This is a genomic window from Sphingomonas sp. HITSZ_GF (assembly GCF_029543155.1).
Classification (GTDB): domain Bacteria; phylum Pseudomonadota; class Alphaproteobacteria; order Sphingomonadales; family Sphingomonadaceae; genus Sphingomonas.
In genome coordinates this window covers 215,203-237,782 of record NZ_JARQXA010000003.1, presented here as the reverse complement: position 1 = coordinate 237,782, position 22,580 = coordinate 215,203, and the positions used below count along the sequence as shown (strand labels likewise).

Annotated in this window: 18 protein-coding genes; 11 read left to right on the top strand and 7 right to left on the bottom strand. The window is 67.5% G+C overall.

Annotated features, from left to right (window positions below; genetic code table 11):
* Positions 1 to 105: 105 nt before the first annotated feature.
* Entirely contained in the window at positions 106 to 918 is an 813-nt protein-coding gene (locus tag P6144_RS10065; protein ID WP_277767621.1) for a class I SAM-dependent methyltransferase, read from the bottom strand.
* A complete protein-coding gene (locus tag P6144_RS10060) occupies positions 915 to 3,317 on the bottom strand; it encodes an HAD family hydrolase (protein WP_277767620.1) in 2,403 nt (800 codons plus the stop codon). Before P6144_RS10060 ends, P6144_RS10065 begins: the two co-directional genes overlap by 4 nt.
* A gap of 116 nt (positions 3,318 to 3,433) precedes the next feature.
* Between P6144_RS10060 and flaF the strand changes: the two genes are divergently transcribed.
* Positions 3,434 to 3,796: a flagellar biosynthesis regulator FlaF gene (gene flaF / locus P6144_RS10055; RefSeq protein ID WP_277767619.1), complete on the top strand. Its 363-nt coding sequence runs from the start codon at positions 3,434 to 3,436 to the stop codon at positions 3,794 to 3,796.
* 130 nt (positions 3,797 to 3,926) lie between these two features.
* Entirely contained in the window at positions 3,927 to 5,522 is a 1,596-nt protein-coding gene (locus P6144_RS10050; protein ID WP_277767618.1) for a hypothetical protein, read from the top strand.
* Between the two features lie 65 nt (positions 5,523 to 5,587).
* On the opposite strand, the gene P6144_RS10045 is transcribed toward P6144_RS10050, so the two are convergent.
* Both P6144_RS10045 and P6144_RS10040 read right to left on the bottom strand, forming a co-directional pair.
* Positions 5,588 to 7,450, bottom strand: coding sequence for a methyl-accepting chemotaxis protein (locus P6144_RS10045; protein WP_277767617.1), 1,863 nt, complete (start codon positions 7,448 to 7,450; stop codon positions 5,588 to 5,590).
* Between the two features lie 77 nt (positions 7,451 to 7,527).
* Positions 7,528 to 9,417 (bottom strand): methyl-accepting chemotaxis protein, encoded by a 1,890-nt coding sequence (locus P6144_RS10040; RefSeq protein ID WP_277767616.1) that lies wholly within the window; start codon positions 9,415 to 9,417, stop codon positions 7,528 to 7,530.
* A 224-nt stretch (positions 9,418 to 9,641) separates the two neighbouring features.
* Between P6144_RS10040 and P6144_RS10035 the strand changes: the two genes are divergently transcribed.
* Both P6144_RS10035 and P6144_RS10030 read left to right on the top strand, forming a co-directional pair.
* Positions 9,642 to 10,979: an alginate export family protein gene (locus P6144_RS10035; protein WP_277767615.1), complete on the top strand. Its 1,338-nt coding sequence runs from the start codon at positions 9,642 to 9,644 to the stop codon at positions 10,977 to 10,979.
* Between the two features lie 118 nt (positions 10,980 to 11,097).
* Complete coding sequence (locus P6144_RS10030) at positions 11,098 to 11,442, top strand: hypothetical protein (RefSeq protein ID WP_277767614.1); 345 nt, start codon at positions 11,098 to 11,100, stop codon at positions 11,440 to 11,442.
* A 10-nt stretch (positions 11,443 to 11,452) separates the two neighbouring features.
* Here the strand turns inward: P6144_RS10030 and P6144_RS10025 are convergent, their stop codons facing one another.
* Both P6144_RS10025 and P6144_RS10020 read right to left on the bottom strand, forming a co-directional pair.
* Positions 11,453 to 12,067 (bottom strand): response regulator, encoded by a 615-nt coding sequence (locus P6144_RS10025; RefSeq protein ID WP_277767613.1) that lies wholly within the window; start codon positions 12,065 to 12,067, stop codon positions 11,453 to 11,455.
* Positions 12,068 to 14,782: a PAS domain S-box protein gene (locus P6144_RS10020; RefSeq protein ID WP_277767612.1), complete on the bottom strand. Its 2,715-nt coding sequence runs from the start codon at positions 14,780 to 14,782 to the stop codon at positions 12,068 to 12,070. It lies immediately after the preceding gene.
* A gap of 171 nt (positions 14,783 to 14,953) precedes the next feature.
* Here P6144_RS10020 and P6144_RS10015 point away from each other — a divergent pair, with 171 nt between their 5' ends.
* The 4 genes from P6144_RS10015 to P6144_RS10000 are packed head-to-tail and all read left to right on the top strand — an operon-like array spanning position 14,954 to position 18,403.
* Positions 14,954 to 16,372: an amidohydrolase gene (locus P6144_RS10015; RefSeq protein WP_277767956.1), complete on the top strand. Its 1,419-nt coding sequence runs from the start codon at positions 14,954 to 14,956 to the stop codon at positions 16,370 to 16,372.
* Positions 16,373 to 16,422: 50 nt separating this feature from the next.
* Complete coding sequence (locus tag P6144_RS10010; RefSeq protein ID WP_277767955.1) at positions 16,423 to 17,691, top strand: amidohydrolase family protein; 1,269 nt, start codon at positions 16,423 to 16,425, stop codon at positions 17,689 to 17,691.
* Positions 17,692 to 17,743: 52 nt separating this feature from the next.
* Positions 17,744 to 18,109 carry a hypothetical protein gene (locus tag P6144_RS10005; RefSeq protein WP_277767611.1) on the top strand — a complete coding sequence of 122 codons (366 nt, stop codon included), beginning with the start codon at positions 17,744 to 17,746 and terminating at the stop codon, positions 18,107 to 18,109.
* Between the two features lie 39 nt (positions 18,110 to 18,148).
* Entirely contained in the window at positions 18,149 to 18,403 is a 255-nt protein-coding gene (locus P6144_RS10000; protein WP_277767610.1) for a hypothetical protein, read from the top strand.
* 71 nt (positions 18,404 to 18,474) lie between these two features.
* Here the strand turns inward: P6144_RS10000 and P6144_RS09995 are convergent, their stop codons facing one another.
* Positions 18,475 to 20,958 (bottom strand): alkaline phosphatase PhoX, encoded by a 2,484-nt coding sequence (locus tag P6144_RS09995; RefSeq protein WP_277767609.1) that lies wholly within the window; start codon positions 20,956 to 20,958, stop codon positions 18,475 to 18,477.
* A gap of 115 nt (positions 20,959 to 21,073) precedes the next feature.
* On the opposite strand from P6144_RS09995, the gene P6144_RS09990 reads away from it, so the two are divergent.
* The 3 genes from P6144_RS09990 to P6144_RS09980 are packed head-to-tail and all read left to right on the top strand — an operon-like array spanning position 21,074 to position 22,544.
* Positions 21,074 to 21,649, top strand: a complete 576-nt coding sequence (locus P6144_RS09990; RefSeq protein WP_277767608.1) for a hypothetical protein — start codon at positions 21,074 to 21,076, stop codon at positions 21,647 to 21,649.
* The gene (locus P6144_RS09985; protein WP_277767607.1) at positions 21,646 to 22,110 is read left to right on the top strand and encodes a GspMb/PilO family protein; all 465 of its coding nucleotides are present in this window, start codon (positions 21,646 to 21,648) and stop codon (positions 22,108 to 22,110) included. The genes P6144_RS09990 and P6144_RS09985 overlap by 4 nt, the downstream gene beginning before the upstream one ends.
* On the top strand, positions 22,101 to 22,544 hold the full coding sequence (locus P6144_RS09980) for a hypothetical protein (RefSeq protein WP_277767606.1): 444 nt from the start codon (positions 22,101 to 22,103) through the stop codon (positions 22,542 to 22,544). Before P6144_RS09985 ends, P6144_RS09980 begins: the two co-directional genes overlap by 10 nt.
* The last annotated feature ends 36 nt before the right edge of the window (positions 22,545 to 22,580 follow it).

The window sequence follows — 22,580 nt, the reverse complement described above, 5'->3', positions numbered from 1 at the left end:
ATAACGAAGCTCCCCGCGAAGGCGGGGATCCCGTCACGAGCGTGTCGCTCGTGGTTGGGGATCCGCGCCCGCACGGGGAGCGAGAAAAAAGCGTAATTTGCGTATTTAGGCCGCGGCGCGGTCCTGCCAGTCGATGACGGCGAGATAGTTTTTCAGCCGGTTCGCCTCGAGCGCGGCGAGCAGCTTGTTGTTGTGCCACGGCACGATGAAATCGGCGAGTGCCGGGGCCCAGGGTGCCGAGCTGTCGAACAGCACGCCCATGCCGAACACCGCCGGAACCAGCGCCCAGGCGAGCGGGCGATCCTCGGTCTGGGCTTCGTCGCGGAAGTCCTCGACCGCGGTCAGCACGCCGTTGCGCGGGCCGCCTTCGTGCAGGGCCCAGGCGAAGCTGCCGGCGCCACGGAAGCCGCGATTGGGCAGGCAGGCGCCTTCGCCCAGGATCACGCCGCCTTCGAAGCTGTGCGGGTGGCGATGCTCCTCCGGGATCCGGTCGGGCGCGTAGTAGCAGTCGCGCCGCGCGCACGGCCAGGAGACGTCGTGCATGATCGCGAGCAGCGGCTTGCCGTCGCGGCGGGCAAGCTGGTCGGCGATGCGCAGCTCGTTGATCACGGTGTAGTAATTATGGTCGCCGTCGATCACCCAGGCGTCGATATCGGCGAGCTTCGGCATCGCGTCATGGCTCGGCTCGGCGATGTGGTGCACTTCGGGCGTCTGCTCGGCCCAGGCGAGGAACTCCTGCTTGGGGGCGGGGTCGACGCTGGTCAGGCTGCCGCCCGTGACGCGCGCATAGGCGGCGAGCTGCTGCGACATCCCGCCGAACTCGGCACCCACCTCGGCAATGTTGCGGGCGCCGGCGATCTGCAGGCTCTGAAGGATAAGATCGGAAAATTCCGACATCGAATGGATGAGCAGGGTCATGCAGCGACTCCGGTAAGCTGTGCGGTGGCGTTGGTGGCGGCAGGCGCGGCGGCCTCGCGCGCGGCGATCGGGCGGAAGACGAGCGCGAGCATCATCGGCCGGTCGCCCTGGCGCGGGGGCGGCGGCACCATCATGAAGGCGAACTCGTTCTCGCAGCGGAACAGATGCGGCGCGACCTGCTCCATGCCTTCGAGCGAGGGCAGCGCCCCGACTTCGCCGGTGCCCGGGCGGATCTTGTCGCTCAGGAAGGTCTCGACGGGCATGAACACCGCGCTCTCCACCTGCACCCAGTCATAGAGCTGGCCGAACTGCACGCCCACCGAGAAGCGGCTGGCGCCGATCGGGATGGGGGCAAGGTAGTAGCCGTCATGCGTCGGGGTGGCAGTCACGCTGCCGGTCGAGACCTGGTTGCCGTCGGCGACGATCAGCGGCAGCGCGATCGAATTGTCGACGAAATCTTGGTATTTCAGCGGCAGTGCGAAGCGGCGATGCGCAAGCAGGCTGAGCTTGAGCGACAGGCCCTCGCCGTGCAGCTCGGCCGGCAGGTACATCCGCTCCGAGCCCTTCATGTAGAACAGGCCGCGCTGGCGCAGGCCCTTCTTGGCGATCGTCGGATCGAACAGCGAGACGGTGTTGTCGACGCCCAGGTTGATGTCGTGCTCGAACGCGGCGAGCACCTCCAGCTCGGCTTCGAGCGGCACGTACATCAGCCGGCCGAGCGTGCCCGCGGCACCGCGGCGCCACATCGCCGCGGCGTGCGGCGGCGTGTTCGGGCGGATCGTTGCGCTGCCCTCGGCCTGCACGAAGGCCAGGCAGCCGGCCTGCACGCGGTCGCGAATGTCGGACTGGCGCGACTTGATCGAGTTGCCGCGACGGATCGCGGTGCCGTCCTTCTCATAATCGACTACCGAGCCCTGGGCTGCGGTGCAGAGCTGCTCGAGCACGGCGACGTTCGCGCACAACGCCTCGAGCGCGGCGCAGTCGTAGTCGTCGTGACCGATGAACCCCTTCTTGTCGAGGCCGGTGCGGGCCTGCTCGCGCAGCAGCAGATAGCGGCCGGCGACCTTGACGCTCAGCTTGCTGGCGATCAGCGCTTCGACATCGTTCTGGACCGAGCCGTTATAGCCCAGGTCGACCAGCATTAGCGTATCGCCCGGCGCCGGGTTCACTGCCTTGCGGACATGCGCGACCAGCCGATCGGCAAAGGCGCGCGAGGTCTGGGTGATGCGGCGCATGCGCTGCGGCTCCTGCACCGCCTTCACGAATGCGGCGGGGCGGCCATGATCCTTGACGAGCTTGGCGGCCTCGGGCGCCGGCAGCAACAGCTGCTTGGCCACCGCGTTCAGGTCGCTCAGGATCTCGCGCTCGACATAGCGGTTCACCGCCCCGGCATCGCCCAGCGAGGCGGCGGTGGCGGTGAAGCGGCTGATCTCCACGGCGTGGCCCGTGCCGCCGCGTGCTTCGTGCACCAGCTGCGGCAGATAGCCGTCGCGCATCAGGAACACGGCGTGGACGATGCCGCCATTGGCGGCTTGCAGCGCCTCGGCCTCGTCCGCCAGCCAGCGGTCGAAGCCGGCGAAGAGCGGGCCGAGCGTGGTGAAGCCCAGCGTCTCGGCAGCGCCCTGCACCTGCGGCTCGAACGCGGCGAGCGTCGCGCGGTGCGGCTGGTGGGTGAGGGCGGTGCCCGTCTCGGTGCCGTGCAGGATCGAGCTGATCGCGCTTTCCAGGCGGATGCGCTGCTGGCTGCCTTCGGTGAACTGCACCAGGTGGAGCGTGTTCACGCCGAAGGGCGCGACGCCGTCGACGTCCGCCTTCTTGTTGTCGCCGATGTGCAGGATCTTCTCGGGCGCGAGCTTCAGTGCCTTGAGCACCGGCTCGTACAGGCCTTCGCTCTTGGCCTTGCCATAGTGCGACGAGCAGAAGATGCGGCCGATCAGCCCGGCGACTTCCTCGCCCGCAGCGGCGGCGATCAGGCCGCGCAGCTGCTTCTCGTCCAGATAGGTGTCCGAGACGATAATCGTCTCGATGCCGCGTGCTTTGGCGGCGCGCATCAGCTCGACGGTGGGCTTGAAGGCGAAGCAGTGGCGCGCCTCGGCGTCGAGCTCGTCCTGCACTGCGGCGGCGCGCTCGGCCTTGCTCGCATTGGGCAGCAGCTCGGCATAGATCTCGTCGATATGCACTTCGTTGCGGCGGTGGCGCACCGCCGCGTTGCTGCGCGCGGTCTGCTCCGCCCAGCTGCGTTGCAGGAGGTTGGCTTCGCCCAGCGCGTTGAACAGGTCGACGGGCGCATGCACGTCGCGCCACAGCAGCGTGTCGAAGCAGTCGAGCGAGAGCAGCGTCACGCCCGGATAGGCATCGAGTGCCGACGGCAGCGCGTGCGGAAGGATCGAATTGGCCAATGAATTTCCCCGGATGCGCGCCCGCAATTCGGGAGGGCGCACTAATCTTATAGGATGTTCGCGCACCGATCGGTCGCAATCGTCCTAGAATGAAGGGTCAAGCAAATGGAGCCAGCATGACCCTTAGTGCCTATCAGGCGGCCCGTTCCCGGGCTGAAACGCCGCGCTCGGCAGAGCTCAGGCTTTTGGGCGAGATCACCGGCGAGATGATGGAGGCGGAAGAGCGCGGCCTGAAGGGTGCGCTGCTGATGCCCGCCCTGCATCGCAATCGCCAGATGTGGCACGCCTTCCACACGGACTGCATCGATCCGAACAACGGCCTGCCGCGCGAGCTGCGTGGGCAGATCGTCTCGCTCGCGCTGTGGATCGATCGCTTCACCAGCGACGTGATCGCCGGCCGCGAGCGCATCCGCGAGCTGATCGACGTCAACCGCACGATCATGGAGGGGCTGCGCGCGCCGCAGCGCGCCGCTGCCTGATCCTTCGCCACGGCCGTAGAAAGGGCGCTCGGCATCCGCCGCGGCGCCCTTTTCTTTGCCGGCGGTGGATTGCCAGCGGGGCTGCGGCGGTTAGTCTGCGCGCGATCGGGTTGGTGCGCGGCGAGGGGGAATGCGGCTTTTTGGTTGGATCATGGGCGGGTGCCTCGCGCTCGCGTCGCCGGCATGGGCGCAGCAGGTGCCGCCGCCCACTCGGGACTCCATCCTGGTCACCGGCGAGCGCAACCAGGCCCGCGCCAAATGGGTCCGCATGGAGAGCCCCAACTTCACCGTCTATGGCGCCGACGAGGGCGAAGCGCGCGCAGTTACGGCCCGGCTCGAGCGCTTTGACCAGCTGCTCCGCATCCTCACCGGCACCCCGAAGCCCGAGCGTGCGAACCCGCTGTCCATCTATCTGGTCAGCGGCACCACCCAGCTCGATCGGCTGCGGCGGCAGCGCGCCCAGCCGGGCTTCTTCTTCACCGGCTATTATTCGGCAGCGCCGACTGGCATGCTTGTCGCGGCGGATACGCGCTGGGACCGCCTGCGCGACCGCGTCCCGCGCTATCACGATGTCTGGCTGTTCACCGAGTACAGCCGCCACTTCCTGCTCCAGAATGCCCGCGGTGCCTATCTGCCGAGCTGGTACGTCGACGGCCTGAGCCTCAATCTCGCGACCACGCGCTTCGATGGCGACGTGATCGAATATGGCAAGGGCAATCCCAGCCTCGCGGCGGCGCTCGAGTCCCGGCGCTGGGAGCCGCTGCGCCGGATCATCTCAGGCGACCTCGATCATGGCCCGCTCTATTCCGCAGAGAGCGCATTGCTGGTCCATTACATCCTTGCCGAGCCCGAGCGGGGCCGGGCTTTCGGGCGTTATCTTGCCGAAGTTCGGGCGGGTGCCGATCGCACCGTGGCCTTCGAAACGGCGTTCGGCGCTTCGGTGAACACGCTGCACGACCGGCTGTGGCGCTACAAGGACAAGGCCACCTATATCCGCGCCACCGCGACGGGTTTCGTCGCGCCGGAGATCACCGTGTCCAGGCTGCCCGCATCGGCGGACCAGCTTCTGCTCGATCAGGCGGCGATGCGTATCGGGATCGTCGAAGCAGATCGCCAGCGTGCGGTGCTCAAGCGGGCCGAGGATGCGGTCGCCGATCGCAGCGACAATCTTGCCCGGCGCGTGCTCGCCCAGGCCCAGATCCTCTATGGCGCGCCCGCCGCCGCCGATCCCACGCTCGATGCGCTGCTCGCGCTCGCGCCCGACGATCCCGAGCTGCTCTATCTGAAGGGCATGCGCCATCTGATGGCGGGCAGGGCGGACGCCGCTCGCGCCCCGGCCGAGTTCCGCGAAGCGCGCAAATGGCTGGCGCGTGTGTGGCGGGCCGACCCCGAATATTATCCGGCGCTCTATGCCTGGGCCGAAGCGCTGTCGACCGAGCCGCAATTCGTTTCGGAGAACACGCTCAACGTGCTGCTCAAGGCCGCCCAGCTCGCGCCGCAGGTCACCCAGATCCAGGTGACCGCGGCGACGATGATGCTCGCTGACGGCCGCTTCGACGCCGCTGCGGCGCTGCTCGCTCCGATCACGGTCACGCCGCGCGATCCTGCCTCCGAGCAAGTCCCTGCGCTGCTCGCCCAGGCACGTGCGCATGGCCCGGCGGACATCGCCCAGCTCCTCGCCGCGTTCCGCACGGTCGCGGTGTGGAAGGATCTGAACTGCTGCTAAAAAAGGGGGCGCCCCGGCCAGGCCGGAGCGCCCATGATGTTTCGAGCGGTGCCTCGCTCAAAAGATCAGAAGCTGGCCCATTCCTCGCCGCGGGCGCCCGCCATGGCGAGTGCCTTTACCGGCGAGACATAGGCAGCGGCCTTCTCCGCCACTGCCTTGGCAGCACGTGCGACCGGGCGCGTTGCCGGGCGCACCGCGGCATTGCCCACGGTGAAGCGGCTGGCCTGCTCCGAAAGCGCGCTCACTTCGGTGTTCAGGTTGCGCGCCGCGGCCGAGGTTTCCTCGACCATCGCGGCGTTCTGCTGGGTGGCCTGATCCATCGAGCCTATCGCGGTGCTGATCTGGGTGATCGCGGTCGACTGGGCGGCGTTGTCGGTTGCCATCTCGGCGAGCAGCGTGTGCACTTCGCCCACGTCGCTCGAGATGTTGGCGAGCGCGCCGTCCACCTTCTCGACCATCTCCACCGCGGCGACGATGTCGGTCTGGGTGGCGGTCAGCTGGTCGCGGGCGCGGCCGGCTTCCTCTTCGGCACGCATCGCGAGCGCGCTGACCAAATCGGCGACGACTGCGAAGCCACGGCCCGCTTCGCCGGCACGGCCGGCCTCGACCGCGGCGTTCATCGCGAGAACGCGGGTCTGGAAGGCGATCTTGTCGAGGCCCTCGATCACGCTGTCGATGCCCTTGGCGCTCTCCGAGACGCGGGTCATCGCCTGCACGGCCTCGTCGGCGATCGAACGACCGCCCGAGACCGTGCTGATCGCGCCGTCGGCGCGCTCCACGGTACGGCCAGCCGAAACGGCCATCGCCTTCAGGCGGCCGTCCATCTGCGCGACCGCGGCGGAGGTTTCCTCCAGGCTCGCGGCATTGGCTTCGGTGCGGCGCGCCAGGTCCTCGGACGCCTGGGCGATCTCGGTCGAGCCGGTATGGATCGACTGGGTCGAATCCATCACCGAGCCGATCAGCGCGCGCAGGCTGGTCAGCGCTTCGTTGAAGTTGGTCTTGAGCGCCGCATAGTCCGCCGGGAACTCGCGATTGATCGAGGCGGTCAGGTCGCCCTTGGCCACTTCGCCAAGATTCTCGCCGAGCGTGTCGACCACCATCTTCTGCTCGGCATCCGCGATCGCCTTGGCAGCGGCGGCGGCTTCCTGTGCCTGGGCGGTGTCGCGGAACACGAGCACCGTCTTGGCCATCGCGCCGAGTTCGTCGCCACGATCGCTGCCGGGCACGTCAACCTTGTTGTTGCCGTCCGCCAGGCGCAGCATCGTGTCCTGCAGGCGGCCGAGCGGCAGGGTGATCCCGGTGCGCGAGACGAACACGCTCAGGCCCATCGCCGCCAGGATCGCGACCACGCTCACCACCAGCAGCAACGTCGAGACATTGTCGCTATGCGTGCCCAGTTCTTCGGTCTGCGCCTTGCCCCGCGCGACCACGGAATCGTTGAACTTGGCCATCTCCTTCGAGAGCGTGACGACCAGCGGGTCCATCTCCGCCAGCGCGGCGCGCGCGCCTTCGTCGTCGTTGCGCTGGCCCAGTTCGATCGCCCGTGCCGCCAGTTCGTGCACGCGGGTGATCTTGGCGCGGAACGGATCGAGCTGCGCCTTCAGAGCAGGCTGCATCTTCTCGGCATTGTCGAGCAACTGGCCGGCCATCTCGTAATTGGCCTGCTCCACCTCATCGGCTTCCTGAGCGATCTTCGAGCCGCCTTCATAGGAAAGCGCGCGATAACCGGCATAGGCGATGTCCAGCGCGCGGCGATTGGCGCGGGCCAGCTCGGTCGCGATCGGCATATGGTTGTTCACCAGGTCCGAGTAGCGCGCATCGACGCGCTGCAAGGTGCTGGATCCGAACAGCGACAGCGAAAGGCCCACGGCCCCCACGATCGCCACAAGTGCAAGTATTTTCGTCGAAATCGAGAGCTTTGCGAGCATTTTCTCGTCCTCATACGGGGAAGCGGGCCCCCAAATGGGAACCCGCTTCGGCTAGGGTTTGGATGGCAGGGCCAGCATCAGAACGAGGTCCAGTCGTCGTCGCTGCTGCTGGAAGTGGCTGCCGGCTTGGTGAGGGGGAGGGCCTTCACCGGCGACATATAGGCGCCGGATTTCTTGGTCGTGGGCTTGGGCCGCGACGGCGTCGGCGTCGGGGCCGGGCGCATGGCGGGGCGAGCCGCCGCATCGCCCACGGTGAAGCGGCCGGCCTGGTCGGACAGCGAGCTCACTTCGGTGCTCAGGTTGCGCGCCGCGGCCGAGGTCTGCTCGACCATTGCGGCGTTCTGCTGGGTCGACTGGTCCATCGAGCCGATCGCCGTGCTGATCTGGGTGATCGCGGTCGACTGCGCCGCATTGTCGTTCGCCATCTCGGCGAGCAGCGTGTGCACTTCGCTCACGTCGCCCGAAATGTTGGCGAGCGCGCCGTCGACCTTCTCCACCATCTCCACCGCCGCGACGATGTCGGTCTGCGTCGCAGTCAGCTGGTCGCGGGCGCGGCCGGCTTCCTCTTCGGCGCGCATCGCGAGTGCGGAGACGAGATCTGCGACCACCGCGAATCCGCGGCCCGCTTCCCCCGCACGGCCGGCCTCGACTGCGGCGTTCATCGCAAGCACCCGGGTCTGGAAGGCGATCTTGTCGAGACCCTCGATCACGCTGTCGATGCCCTTGGCGCTCTCGCTCACGCGCGTCATCGCCTGCACGGCTTCGTCGGCGATCGAGCGGCCGCCGGAGACGGTGTTGATCGCGCCGTCTGCGCGCTCCACGGTGCGGCCCGCCGAGGCGGCCATCGCCTTCAGCCGTTCGTCCATCTGCGCGACGGCGGCCGAGGTCTCCTCGAGGCTGGCGGCATTGGCTTCGGTGCGGCGCGCCAGGTCTTCGGATGCCTGGGCGATCTCGTTCGAGCCGGTATGGATCGACTGGGTCGATTCCATCACCGAGCTGATCAGCGTGCGCAGGCTGGTGACCGCTTCGTTGAAGTTGCTCTTCAGCTCGGCATAGGCCTCGGGATAGGCAGCGGTGATCTCGGCGGTCAGGTCGCCGTTGCTCAGTGCCTGCAGCGTCTCGCGGAGCGTCGCCATCACGTCGCGCAGCTCGGCGGCGGAGCGGGCATCGGTTTCGGCGCGCGACTTGGCGCCGACGCGGAACTGCTCGACGGCATTGGCGATCTGCCCCAGTTCGTCGGCACGGTCACGGCTCGGGACCTCGGCCTCGCCACCCTTGGCGAGCACGGTGGTCGCCTCGGTCAGCTTGGCCATCGGCTGCGCCACGGTGCGGTTGATCACCAGCCAGATCGCGATCAGGCCTGCAAAGGCGACCAGCGAGAGCAGGGCGGTCATCACCAGCGAGAACCAGCTCTGGCTCTGGCCATATTCATTGTCCTTGGCCGAACGGTCGCGGGTCTTGGCGAGCAGGTCGTCGGCGGCTTCGATCGCATCGTGCGACTTTTCCTTGCCCACGCCCTTGATCGCCGCGAATGCGCCGGCCTGGTCGCCCTGATCGTGCAGGTCGAAGATCGTCTTGTTGGCCTCGATCAGCGAGGTCGCCTTGGCGCGCAGGCCGTCCACCCCCTCGGCGAAGTCGGTGCCGGCCACCTTGCGATAGGCATCGATGTCGGCCAGCAGCTTGGCTTCGCCCTTGGCGCGGCGCTCGACCAGGCTGGCCGTGTCCTTGGCGCTGGCGGCGTTGTAATAGCTGTACACGATGATGCGCAGCTCGCGGATGTCCGCCAGGATGTCGGTCAGCCCCGAAAGCCCGGTGATGCCGTTCTCGACATGGCGGGTGGCAACGCCGCTCAGCGTCTTGTTCGATGCATATCCGTTGATGCCGAGGCCGAGCACCAGCGCACCCAGCAGCGAGAACGCGATGAGGAGCTTCTTGGCGAGCGGCCAGCTGTTGATCATCCTGAGCATATTGCAGTTCCACTAGCTCCGGCGCCGCACGCGACGCCGCAATTGACGGGGGGCCCAATCGGGCGGGGTTTGCTTCCATTATAGGACTAGGTGGTCTGCAAGCTGCCAAACTACGTAGTTCGCCGGAGACTTTGGAGGGGCTGCACACGCCGGAACGATCGGCAAAAGTCCGTAATCTCCAGATCGTCCTATAATTCCGGGATAACCATCTTCCGGAGTGTTCCGTGGCCCTTGCAACTATCCGTCTCGCCTGTGCGGCGATCCTGCCCGTCATCATCGCCAGCCCGGCCCTTGCCCAGGACAAGGTGAAGCTGAGCCTGAATGGCAGCGTCCGCGTTCGCGCCGAGACGATCGGTGGCCAGTTCCGCCCGAACACGCCGGAGAGCGACAGCTTCCTGTCGTTCCGCACGATGGTCTCGGCCAAGGTCGATATCGGCCCGGTCACCTTCGGCGGTGAAGTCGTCGATGCGCGCGGCTATGGCGAGAACGAGCGCAGCTCGGTGCGCACCAACGAGATCAACGATCTCGAGCCCGCGCAGCTCTATCTCGCGGTCCGCCCGGCCAAGGGTGTCCAGCTCACCGCCGGCAAGTTCTCGATGGACATCGGCGGCAGCCGCATGGTCGGCCGCACCGATTTCCCCAACGGCGTGCCTTCCTATCTGGGCGCCAAGCTCGAAGTGGCGGCGAAGAACAAGAACGCGCTGATCCTGTTCTGGACGCGCCCCTTCACTGCGCTGCCCGATACCCCGGCGGACATCTACGACAACAAGGTCCAGCTCGATCGCGCGACGGAGAATATCGAGTTCTTCGGCGGCAACGCCACGCTCGCCAGGCTGTTCGGCAAGACCAGCCTCGAAACCTATGGCTTCCGCCTGATCGAGCATGACCGCACCACGCATCCGACGCGCAATCGCCGCCTCGTGACCGTCGGCGCCCGCCTGCGCCTTGCCCCGGCCAAGGGCAATTTCGACTATGAGGTCGAAGCGGCGCTGCAGCGCGGCCTCGCGCGTGCCACGGCCGCCGTCTCGGACGTGCGCGACCTCAAGGTTCGTGCCGGCTTCGTCCATGCCGAGGCGGGGCGCTCCTTCGCCAGCAAATGGGCGCCGCGCGTCTCGATGGCGTTCGACTATGCCAGCGGCGAGACGGGCAACCCTGACACCTATACCCGCTTCGACACGCTCTACGGCGCACGCCGCGCCGATTTCGGCCCGCTGTCACTCTATGGCCCGCTCGGCCGCGCCAACATCCTGTCGCCGGCAGTGCGCCTCGAGGCCCGGCCTTCGAAGCGGCTCGACCTGATGGGCTCGGTTCGCGCCGCCTGGCTGGCCTCGGCGATCGACAGCTTCGCCTCGACCAGCGTCACGGACAAGACCGGCAAGTCGGGCAGCTATGGCGGCACCCAGTTCGAGCTGCGCGCGCGCCGCTGGCTGATCCCGCAGAAGCTGCGCTTCGAGCTGGGCGCTGCCTATCTCGCCAAGGGCCGTTTCCTGCGCGATGCCCCGAATGCGCCGCACACCGCGGACACCAAATTCGGGCATGCCGATCTGTCCTACGCCTTCTGATCTCTCCCTGCGGGCTGCGCCTTAGGTAGAAGACACGGATGGGACATATTCCGGAATCCACATAAATTCCGGCATCCGAGGAGCAGAAAGCTCCGGGTCGCAATTCGCAGGAGGGCTCATGAGCCCGGTTCCAATGCTGGTCCTACTGGTGCGGGAGGCGGGCCTTCGCACTGCCCTCGTTGCTCGCCTGTCGATGGCGGGCGGGGACATCGTCACCGTCGACAATCTCGACGATCCCCGGGTCGAGCGCTGGTTGGCGCGGGGGCCGGTGCTGATCATCGACGACGGCGCGCTCTCGGCGCGTGGCGGGGATGAGACGGTGCTGCGCGACGATCCGCGCTGGCGGGCGGTCGCCGTGATCGGCGGCTATGCGGAGGACGGCTTCCCGCCACGGATCGCCTCCGCCGATGCGGCGGCGATCCTCGAGGCGATGCTCCCCGAATGGGGCTATCCCGAACGCTGAGCGCAGCCGCTCAGTTCTTGGGGAACAGCCCCGCGGCAAAGGCGATGCGCAGCGCCTCGGACAGGCTGCGCACTTCCAGCTTCTCCATCAGGTTCGCGCGATAGATTTCCACGGTGCGCGGGCTGATATCGAGCTCATAGGCGATGATCTTGTTCGAGCGCCCCTCGATCAGGCCCTTGAGCACATCCTTCTCGCGTGGCGAGAGCCGCGAGATCTTGGTCTCGGCGACGTTCACCCGCGCTGCGGCCTCGTTGCCTTCCTCCAGCCGCGAAAAGGCCAGGTCGATCGCCGTCATCAGGAATTCGGCTTCATAGGGCTTCTCTATGAAGTCGAGCGCTCCGGCCTTCATCGCCTGCACCGCCAGGCCGACATTGCCCTGGCCGGTGAGGATGATGGACACGAAGCGTGGATCGTTGGCAACCGAGTTGAGCACGTCGAGGCCGGTCGATCCCGGCATGTGGAAATCGAGCAGCAAGACGCCCGGATCGAGATCGGGCAGTGATTCCAGAAAAATATCTCCGGACCGGAAGGCCCGGATCACCAAATCGGAACGTAGGGACAGCAGGCTGTGCAGCGATGCGCGGACGGCGTCGTCGTCGTCCACGATATAGATCGTTTTTGTCATCTACTCTCCACCCTGTTCGCTGATGGGCAGTGTGAACCGGAACACCGCGCCGCCCTCCGGCCGGTTTTCCGCACTGAGGATCCCACCATGCGCTTCGATGATACGCTTGCTGATGGAAAGTCCAATACCCATTCCACCACCCTTGCTCTTCGTTGTCGTGAAACGAGAAAAGAGTTGCTCCAGCATTGGTTCCGGGATGCCGGGGCCGCTATCGGCGATTTCTATTGCGACCAACTCGTCGCTGGACTTGCGTGAACTTACCGTGATCCGCCGATCGTTGCCGCCCTGCTGACGAAGAACATCGATGGAATTGCGTAATAGATTGACTACGACTTGCTGCACCTGCACACGATCCGCGAATACACATGGTATTTCTGGGTCGAGATCGTAGGTCAGGCGTATATTGAACTGGCTGGTTCCTATAAGAACCAAATCGGCGGCATCCCGAATAGTCGGCCCGAGCGGCGTTACGCGCATATCTACATCGCCGCGCATGGTGAAGCTGCGCAAACGGCGGATGATCTCGCCGGCGCGCAGCGTCTGTTCATTCGCCATCCGAAGCATTTCGGTTATCCGCTCGGAATCCTCACCTTTTTCCATCAGCATCCGTGCTGCCGCGAGGAAGTTCGAAGTGGCGGCGAGTGGCTGGTTGAGCTCGTGTGCCATGTCGGCAGCCAGCTCGCTCATCGCCGATTGGCGGCCGACATGGGCGATTTCGGCGTTGAGTTCGCTCAGCCGCTCCTCCGCCTCGAACTGTTCGGTCAGGTCGCGTGCGAAGAGCGTGAACAGCAGATGCCCGTCGACCTGGGCGACGCTGGCGCGCACTTCCATCGGAAAGCGCGCGCCGGTTCGCGTCATGCCGGTGGCTGCGATGGTCTCGCCGCGATCGAGCGGCTTGCCCGCCTTGAGGAAGGCAGAGAGCCGTGTCTCGGCCTCGTCCCCCTCGGGATAGGGGGTGAGCATCGATATGTGGTGGCCCAGCACCTCGTGCGCGCGATGATCCCACAGCGCTTCCGCCGCGGCGCTGAACACCCGGATCGTGCCTTCCTCGTCCACCGCCAGCATCGCCTCGGGCACTGTCTCGATGATCGAGCGGAGCTGGGCCTCGCGGCGGCGCAATGCGGCTTCGCGTTCCTCGCGATCGGTGATGTCCAGCATCGCGCCGACGGTGCGGATCAGGTTGCCTTCGCTGTCGTAGATTGCCCGCGAGGACCCCTCGACGGCACGGACCATCCCGTTGGGCTCGAGGAAATGATAGCGGAAGCTGAAGCGCGGCGCGCGGTCGGCCACGGCCTGCTCGATCGTCTCGATCACTGAATCGACGTCCTCGGGCTGGATCTGCGCGCGCCAGCTGTCGAAATCGGTGATCGTGCCGGGGTTCAGGCCCAGCAGTTCCTCGGCGCCGGGCGCCCATTCGATCCGTCCCGAGGCGACGTCCCATTCGAATACGCCCACTTCGTGCGTCGCGGTGGCGATGGCGAGACGTTCCTCGCTCTCGCGCAGCTCGCTGACCGCGCGCGAACGATCGGACACGTCGGTCATCTTGTGGACGATCACCGGTGCGCGCCCGGCGATCTCCACCCGGTGGGTGCGCTCGATGATTGCGATCTCGCGGCCGTCGCGAGCCGTCTCCACCAGCTCCTGCGTCTGGCCCTCGGGGCGGCGGGGCAGGCTGGTCTCGGCGCTTTCGCAGCGCGAGCGCAGCAGCGCATATTTGTTCTGCCCCTGCGCCTCGGCGGCGCTCCAGCCGAAGAGCGAAGCGGCGCCCGCCGACCAGTGGACGATGTTGCCGTCCGCGTCGGTGAGCGCCATGGTGGTCACGTCGATCGCTTCGCTCAGCTCGATCTTCACCGATTGTTCGCGCGCCACGCGCGTCACCGCCCAATAGGCGATCGTGCCCACCACGAGCACATTGCCGAGCATGCTGAGCAGTTGCACCGGCACCGCCGACAGGAGCAGCTGCCGTGCCAGCACCAGCTCCAGCACCGCGGGCAGTACCGGCAGGATCAGCGCGGCGGGGATCAGGATGCGCAGGACCCGGCGATTGCCCGGATCGCGCAGCAGGTCGCGCATCCAGCCGAACCCGCTGTTCCAGGCGATGGCGGAAAGTGCGAGCGAGATGGTGATCAGTGCGCCGGGCAGCGAAGTGGCGAGCAGCGGCACGCCGACGCTGTTGCCGGGGCGCGAGAACAGGATCACGATGGCGGCGGCCGCGGCCAGGCCGAGCGCGAGCGTCGCGGCGAGACTGCGAATCTCCTTGGCAAGCAGATCGTGCAGGCTCTGGCCGAGTGCCGCCAGCCCCAGCACCAGGAAGGCGGCAGCGGGGTTCACGCCGGTGCGGCCCAGCGTGGCGAACGCATAGTCGTTCAGCTCGCCGGGGAAGAGCAGGGTGTCGACGCCAAGGTCGCTGCCGGACCAACGCTCGAACAGTGAGATTGCCGCGATCGTGAACGGCACTGCCAGTGCGCCGATCGTCAGCTGCCGCCGGCCGGCGAACGAGGCGAGAAAGCCGATCGAAAGGCCGATGAAGCCAACGCAGGTCCAGGGCCAGATCGGATATTCGGTGAGGCCGAAGCCGCGCAGCGCGGGCAGGTCGAGCAGCCAGCCCAGGAATGCGGCAATGCCGCATGCAAGGCCAAAGGCGGCGAGCGCTACGGCAACTCGTCGATTAACCGGTGCCGCCACGGTTGACGGCTTGGCAGGGTCAATTGCCACGCGCAACGATGCACCTTCCCCTTCCGGCGACTGTCAATAACACCAATCAAGCTCAAGAGAAAATGCGGATACTCCAGAGTGGTTCAGTCTTTTTGTGAAGAAGCTCTGCTTGCCAAGTGGATAGCACCTGAGCGATCACCATAACGTTACGCAAGGGGAGAGAGTCGCGTGATCCGCACGTTAATCATCTTTGGTGCGCTGGCCGGTCTCGCTGCCTGCGATTCGGGTACCACCCGCGCGCAAACCGCGTCGTCGGAGCCTGCGGCGGCATCGGGTGGGCCGGGCAAGGGCAAGGGCTATAGCCATGATCCTTTCCCCTCGACCTATCATGCCTATCCCGGCGTTCCCACGCTGCTGACCAACGTCACCGTGTTCGATGGCGAGGGCGGGCGGATCGACAATGGCCAGGTGCTGTTCCGCGACGGCAAGATCGTCGCGGTCGGCCAGAATCTCGATGCCGCAGGCGCCACGGTGATCGACGGCAAGGGCAAGTACGTCACGCCCGGCGTGATCGATATCCACAGCCATCTCGGCGACTATCCCTCGCCCGGCGTGCAGGCCAATTCGGACGGCAACGAGATGACCGGCCCGGTCACGGCCGATGTCTGGGCCGAGCACAGCGTCTGGCCGCAGGATCCCGGCTTCGGCCGCGCACTCGCCAATGGCGGCGTGACCACGCTCCAGATTCTTCCCGGCTCGGCAAACCTGATGGGCGGCCGCTCGGTGGTGGTGAAGAATGTCTATGCCCGCACCATGCAGGCGATGAAGTTCCCCGGCGCGCCCTATGGCCTCAAGATGGCCTGCGGCGAGAACCCCAAGCGTGTCTATGGCTCGAAGGGCCGCATGCCTTCCACGCGCATGGGCAATATCGCGGTCGACCGTGCCACCTGGGCGCGCGCCGTCGAGTACAAGCGCCGCTGGGACCGCTATGAGGAGAAGGGCGGCGAGCCGCCGTCGCGTGATCTCGCGATGGACACGCTGCGCGGCGTGCTCGAAGGCGAGATCCTCGTCCAGAACCATTGCTACCGCGCCGACGAGATGGCCATCGTCATGGATATGGCCAAGGAGTTCGGGTACCACGTGTCGGCCTTCCACCACGCCGTGGAAGCCTACAAGATCGCCGACCTCTTGAAGGCGAACGACACCTGCGCCGCGGTCTGGGCCGATTGGTACGGCTTCAAGATGGAAGCTTATGACGCGGTGCCCGAGAACCTCGCCATCCTCGACAAGGAAGGCGCCTGCACGATGATCCACTCGGATGATCAGAACGGTATCCAGCGGCTCAACCAGGAAGTGGCCAAGGCACGCGCCGCGGGCATCAAGGCGGGGATGAACATCAGCGAGGAACATGCCTGGACCTGGCTGGCGATCAATCCGGCCAAGGCGCTGGGCATCGCCGACAAGACCGGCAGCCTCAAGGCGGGCAAGATGGCCGATGTCGTGCTGTGGAACGGCAATCCGTTCAGCGTTTACACCCGGCCCGAGATGGTCTGGGTCGACGGCGCACTGCTCTACGATGCCAAGGATCCCAGGCGCCGCCCGGTTTCCGATTTCGAGCTCGGCCAGCCGGGCGAGGGGGATGTGAAGTGATAACGAAGAAGCTCCTCCTCGCGGCCACCACTGCGCTCGCCTTCGGTGCTTTGCCCTTTGGCCCAGCCGCCGCGCAGACCGTGGCGATCACCAACGCCAAGCTCGTCGTCGGCGATGGCGCGCAGCCCGTCGAGGGCGGCACCGTCGTGATCCGCGACGGCAAGGTCGTCGCCGCCGGTCCCGGCGTCGCGGTGCCCGCCGGCATGCGCGTCGTCGATGCGGGCGGGAAGTGGGTCTCGCCCGGTATCTTCGCCGGCTTCACCCGCATGGGCATCGTCGAGGTCGACGGCGTCGACGAGACCAATGACAGCGGCGCCAGCAGCGCGCCCTTCCATGCTGCGATCGACGTCGCCCCGGCAGTGAACCCCAAGTCCAGCCCGATCGCGATCAACCGGGCCGAAGGCATTACCCGCGCCGTGGTCGCGCCCGACAATCGCGGCTCGATCTTCGCCGGCCAGGGCGCGATCATCGATCTCGGCACGGACATGGACGCTGTGAGCAAGCCGCGCGCCTTCCAGTTCATGGAATGGGGCGAGAGTGGCGCCCGTGCCGCCGGCGGCAGCCGCGCCGCAGCCTATGCCACGCTCAAGAACGCGCTGTTCGAGGTCCGCGACTATGTCCGCGCACCGGCGAGCTACACCGATCGGGGCAAGGATGCCTTCCTCACCCGCGCCGATGCCGAGGCGCTGGTGCCGGTGGTGCAGGGCCGCATGCCGCTGCTCATCCATGTCGAGCGCGCCTCGGACATCCTCGTGCTGCTCCAGCTCAAGAAGGAGATGCCGGCGCTCAGGATGGTGTTCGTCGGCGCCGCCGAAGGCTGGACCGTCGCCGCGCAGATCGCCGCTGCCGGCGTGCCGGTGATCGCCAACGCACTCACCGACCTGCCCGAGAATTTCGAGCAACTCGCCGCAAGCCAGTCGAATGTCGGCCGCATGGCCGCCGCGGGCGTGCTGGTGGGCATCGGCACGCTCAACCAGGACGAGGCCCGCCAGGCCCGCTGGGAAAAGCAGTACGCCGGCAATCTCGTCGCGCTCACCAGGGTGCCCGGCGCCACCGGCCTCGATTGGGGCGCGGCGTTCGCGGCGATCAGCTCGAAGCCGGCCGAGGCGCTCGGCCTGGGCGGGGAGTTCGGCTCGCTCAAGCCCGGCCGCCGCGGCGACGTGGTGATCTGGGACGGCGATCCGCTCGAGATCGGCACCTCGGTGGTCAGCGTGTTCATCGACGGAGTCGAGCAGTCGCTCGACAGCCGCTGGACCCGGCTACGCCAGCGCTATCTCGATCCGAAGGAAGGCGCGCTGCCCAAGGCGTATCAGCGCTAGGAACTCTGATTACGGTTCCGCATTGAGGGCGGGACCAACAAGGGGACGCGACATGCTGAAGACCATCATCGTGCCATCGCTCGCGGCACTGGCGCTCGCAGGCTGCGGTGGCGGGGGCGAGGGCAACATGACTCCTGTCCAGGCCGAGCCGCTCAACGCGACCGACATGGACAATGCGGCAGACCAGACCAACTACAGCGCCGCCGTGCTCGCCCAGACCGACGCGCAGCGCAACGCCACTTTCATCCGCGCCCTCCAGGACGCGCCGCTCCCCTGCGACCATGTCGACAGCTCGACCCGCATCGCCGACCAGGACGGCGTCCCCACCTGGCGCGTCACCTGCAAGGGCGGGACGAACTACATGATCGGCATCCCGAAGAACGGCGTGGCGAAGATCCTGAGCCGGACGGATCGGTAGGGCTGGGAATTCGGGTGGGGGAGCATTTCATAGATGTACTTGTCCCTCGCCCTTTTCCTGCAAGCAGCTCCCAGCGGCGGCGAGTTCGCCGCGGCGCTCGCCGTCGTCACCCGGAAGCCCGTCGCGGTCGAGGATCTGCGCGGCTTGACCTGCCGCGCCAGGGGCCGGGCAAAGGCGGAATCGCTCTGCACATGGCAGTGGAAGCAGAACGGGCATTGGCGGCGCTATTCGATCACCGCGGTGATGGACAATCACAACTGGCTATTGGTCGACGCTCCGGCGCCCCGCGAGTGAACTTCTAGCGTCCGCAACAAAAGGGGAGGCCCCGGCGGGACCTCCCCCTTCATTCCAGCCAACCGAAGAAATCAGAGCCCCACCAGGCCCCCGTCATTCTTGGTGATCACCACCACCGCCGAGCGCGGGCGGATGGTGGCGCCGGCGGTGCCGGTCGCCTGGCTGTCCGGCCAGTGGCTCGACGGCGCCGCGGCAGTGCCGCCTTCGCCCGGGTGCTGGATGCCGACGAACAGCGTGCGGCCGTCGGGCGTCGTGTCCACGCCGGTGATCTCGCACTCGACCGGGCCGACCAGGAAGCGCTTGAGCGTCGCCGCCGTCGCCGCAGCGCCGACGCGCGTCGCCTGGGTGGAAGTCACGCCGGCGCCATTGGTGTTGGTGATCGTGCGCGCGCCGCCGTCGCCGACGGTGCCCGGCATCGCCGCCAGCATCATGCAGTTGGTCACGTCGGTATAGGCGCCGTCATCGGTCTGGAACCACAGCAGCGGCTTCACCTTGCCCGCCGCGTTGCTCGCGCGGCTGAAGTACAGGCCGTCCGGGCTCGAAAAGTCCTGGTCGGCGGTCAGGCCCGATACGTTGACGTTGGTGGCGTCCAGGTCCGAGCCCGCACCGAACAGATAGATGTCCCAGGTGAAGCCGGTCGCCTCGGTCGTGTCGCCGGTCTCGCGCAGGCGGATGATGTGGCCGTTGCGGTTGCCGCGCGAGGTGCTCGGCAGATCGACATAGACGCGCGGGTTGGCCGCATCGGTGCGGCGCTGGCTCGATGTCGGCGTGTCGGCGGTGGTGACGCGGTTCGCATTGTTGGTCAGCGTCAGATAGACTTCGCCGGTCACCGGGTTCACCGCAGTCCATTCGGGGCGGTCCATCGGCGTCGCGCCGGCGGCGTCGGCGGCGAGGCGCGGGTTCACCAGCACTTCGATCTGGCTCGAAAAGGCATAGGGCGCATAGCTCGCGTCGATGCCGTTCGTGCCATAGGTCAGCGCCTTCCAGCTGCCGGTGCCGTCGGCGTTGAACACCGCGACATAGAGCGTGCCGGCGTCCATATATTTGTCGCCGATCGCCAGGCGGTCGGTCGCATCGGCATCGGCGGCGACCCAGGCGGTGTTCGAGACGAACTTGTAGAGATACTCGTTCGTCGCGTCGTCGCCCATGTACCAGGCCGGCTTGCGGCCGACTACGAATGCGCCGGGGAAGCAGCCCTCATGGCCCATGCGGCCCAGCGCGGTGCGCTTCCGCGGTGCCTTGGTCTTGTCGTACGGATCGATCTCGACCACCCAGCCGAACTGGTTCGGCTCGTTGCGGAAGTCGTCGGTCGCGGTAGCACCCGAAACGCGCGCGTCCCAGCGGCGGAACAGCGTGTTGGTGGCATCGGCGGCAACCACGGTCGACCAGCTATAGCTGCCCGAGCCGCTGGTCACGCCGTAGCGGTTGAGCGCCGCGAGTTCCTTGGCAGTGCGGCCGGCGGTGTCGGTGCTGGCGCGGCGGAAATAGCCGGCCCAATTCTCTTCGCAGGTGATCGCCGTGCCCCAGGGCGTATTGCCATTGGCGCAGTTGTTTATCGTGCCGCGGCCGGCGGTGCCGTTGGTCGCGAAGGCGGTCTTCAGCAGGTCCGCGCCCTTCACTGGCCCGTTGAACACCATCGGCGTGCTCGGGGTGATGCGGCGGTTGAACGTCGAGGTGGCGTTCACGGCCCAGGCGCGGTTGGCGCCTTCGGTCACTTCGGTGACCGAAACGCCGTGGCACTCGATCTCCTTGATCGCTTCGCTCTCCGGGCGCGCGCCGCCGACCGAGGTCGCGCCGGCGACATGGAGATACTGCTGGTTGATGTTCTCGTGGTTCTGCACGAGCAGGCCGCGGGTCGAGCTGGTTGCGTCGCGCGTGCCGGTGGCGCTCAGGCCGAACCAGTAGAGCGCATCGCCATGGTCGCCGATGCGGCCGGCGAAATTGGTGTCGGTGCCGTCATTCTTGTACGCGGCGACGCCCGAGAGGATCGGGTCGCCGGTGCGGTTGATCACGGTCACCGTGTAGCCGGCGGGCACGCTCACCACGTCCAGCTTGTTCTTGGCGACGGCAGCGAAGCCGAGCACGGCGGGGCTGATCACCACGTCCACCTTGGTGCCGGTGGCCGGGCCGGTGTTGTTGGCGCCGGCGAACTGGAAGCTCAGCGTGGTCGCCGTGCTTACCGACGGGGCGATGAAGGTCGCGGTCAGCGTGTCGGCGCCGGTCAGGGTCACCGTCGGGCCGGCGATCTGCGTCCAGCTATAGGCAGCCGCGCTGCCGGTGCCGGTCAGCGTCACCGGCTTGCCCGAAGTGGTGGCGCCGCTCGAACCGGCGCTGATCGTCGGGCCTTCGCCCGGATCGGTGAAGTTGCTGTCGCAGGCGGCGAGGACCGAGCCGCCCATGGTGGCGGCGGCGATCGCCGCGCCGCCGCGCTGCAGCGTCTGGCGGCGCGAATAGCGCTGGTCGATCAGCGTGTTCAGGGTCGGGCCGGTGTTGTGGATGTTGGTGTCGACGTCGCCGTCAGTATAGCCGGCGCCGGTCTCGGTCAGATTGGTCATGGAAACCCCCAAGCAGCCGAGTCACTGGCGACCCGGTTGCCCGGTCCTTGGAAGGCCGAGATGACGCGCGCATGCGATTGCCGTTTCGCGTCCGTGACTTTTATGTTGCCGCTCGATGACGCTTGGCTTGGGGCCGCTCCACCGGCTAGGCAGGCGCCCGATGGACGCCGGAAAGCCCGATCCCGAAGCCTCGCCGGCGCCGGCCGCAGACAGCCTCTCGCAGCGGCTTTCGGCGGCGCTGGGCGGCATGCGCTTGCCTCAGGACGGCTGGGCCATGGCCGCCGCGTTCGGCGCGCTGATCGCCGCCGGCCCGCTGCTCACCCTGGTTGGTGCCACGCTGCTTGCCGGGCAGGAGAAGCGTGCGTCGCTGGTGCTGGAGGACAAGCTTGCCCCACGCCTCCAGGCAGAGGCGGCGGCGCGGACGGCGCGCGCCGCGCTCGCCAATGCCGCCGGCCGCGCCGCGCCGGGCGAGGTGCTCGAATTGCTCGCCGGCGTGCTGCCTGCCGAGGCCTCGCTCACCCGGATCGAGCGCACCGCCGATGGCGGGCTCGAGCTCGATGTGACGGGCGGCGATCCTGACGCCCTGCGCGCCGCGATCCGCCGCGCGCCCGAATTCGCCGGGATGCGCAACACCAGCCAGCGGCGCAGCGACGCGGCGATGATCGTCTCGATGCGCGAGGACGCCCGATGAAGCTGCCGCCGCTCGCGATCGGCGGCATCGCCGGCCTCGTCGTCGCGCTGCTGCTGGCGCCTGCCACCGGCACGGCGCTCGGCACGCTCGCCGCCGCGCGCGCCGAACATGCCCGGCTCGCGGTGGAGGCCGCCCGGCCCGCCGCGCCGCCGCCCTTGCTCGCCCCCGGCCTTGCGCTCGGCGTGGCGGACGAGGCGGCGGGCAGGGCGGCGATCATGCTGCGCGTCCGCGCGCTCGCCCAGGCCGGCGGCGTGCTGGTCGAGGAGCAGAGCGCCGCCCCGGCGCCCGCCGGCGTCGTCGCGCTGCGCATCCGCGTCTCGGGCGCCGAAAAGGCCGTGGTGGCGCTCGCCGATGCGCTCGAGCGCGGCAAGCCTCTCATGCGGCTTCGCGGCTGGCGGATCGAGCCGATCCCGGGCGGCGGCGTCCGCCTGATCGGCGAGGTGGTTGCGGCATGGCGCTGAAGCTCCGCCCCGAATGGGTCGCGCTCGGCGTGGTCGGCGCCTTTGCCGTCGCGATGCCGGTCGTGCTGCTGTTGCCGGGGGCGGTCGGCAAGAAGCCGGCGCCCGCACCGCGTCCTGCACCGATCGGGGCAGGGACGATGCCGGTACTCGCCCGCGCCTATGAACGCCCGCTGTTCGGCACTGCCGAGCCCGCCGAGGCACCGTCGGATGCGCCGCAACTCGTCGGCATCGTCGGCAGGCTGAACGTCGACGCGGTCGCCCTGGTAAAGGCCAGCGACGGCGCCACCCGCACGCTAAGGGTCGGCGAAAGCGTCGACGGCTGGAGCCTCGCCAGCCTGGCGATCGACGCCGCCTTCTTCACGCGGGGTGGGGAGCGGGTGCGCGTGCCGCTGCCGATCGAGACGGGTGAGGCGGAGAGTGCGCCGGGGCAATAGATACATGCTAAAATAGTGATCTTGTCGAGATGGCGG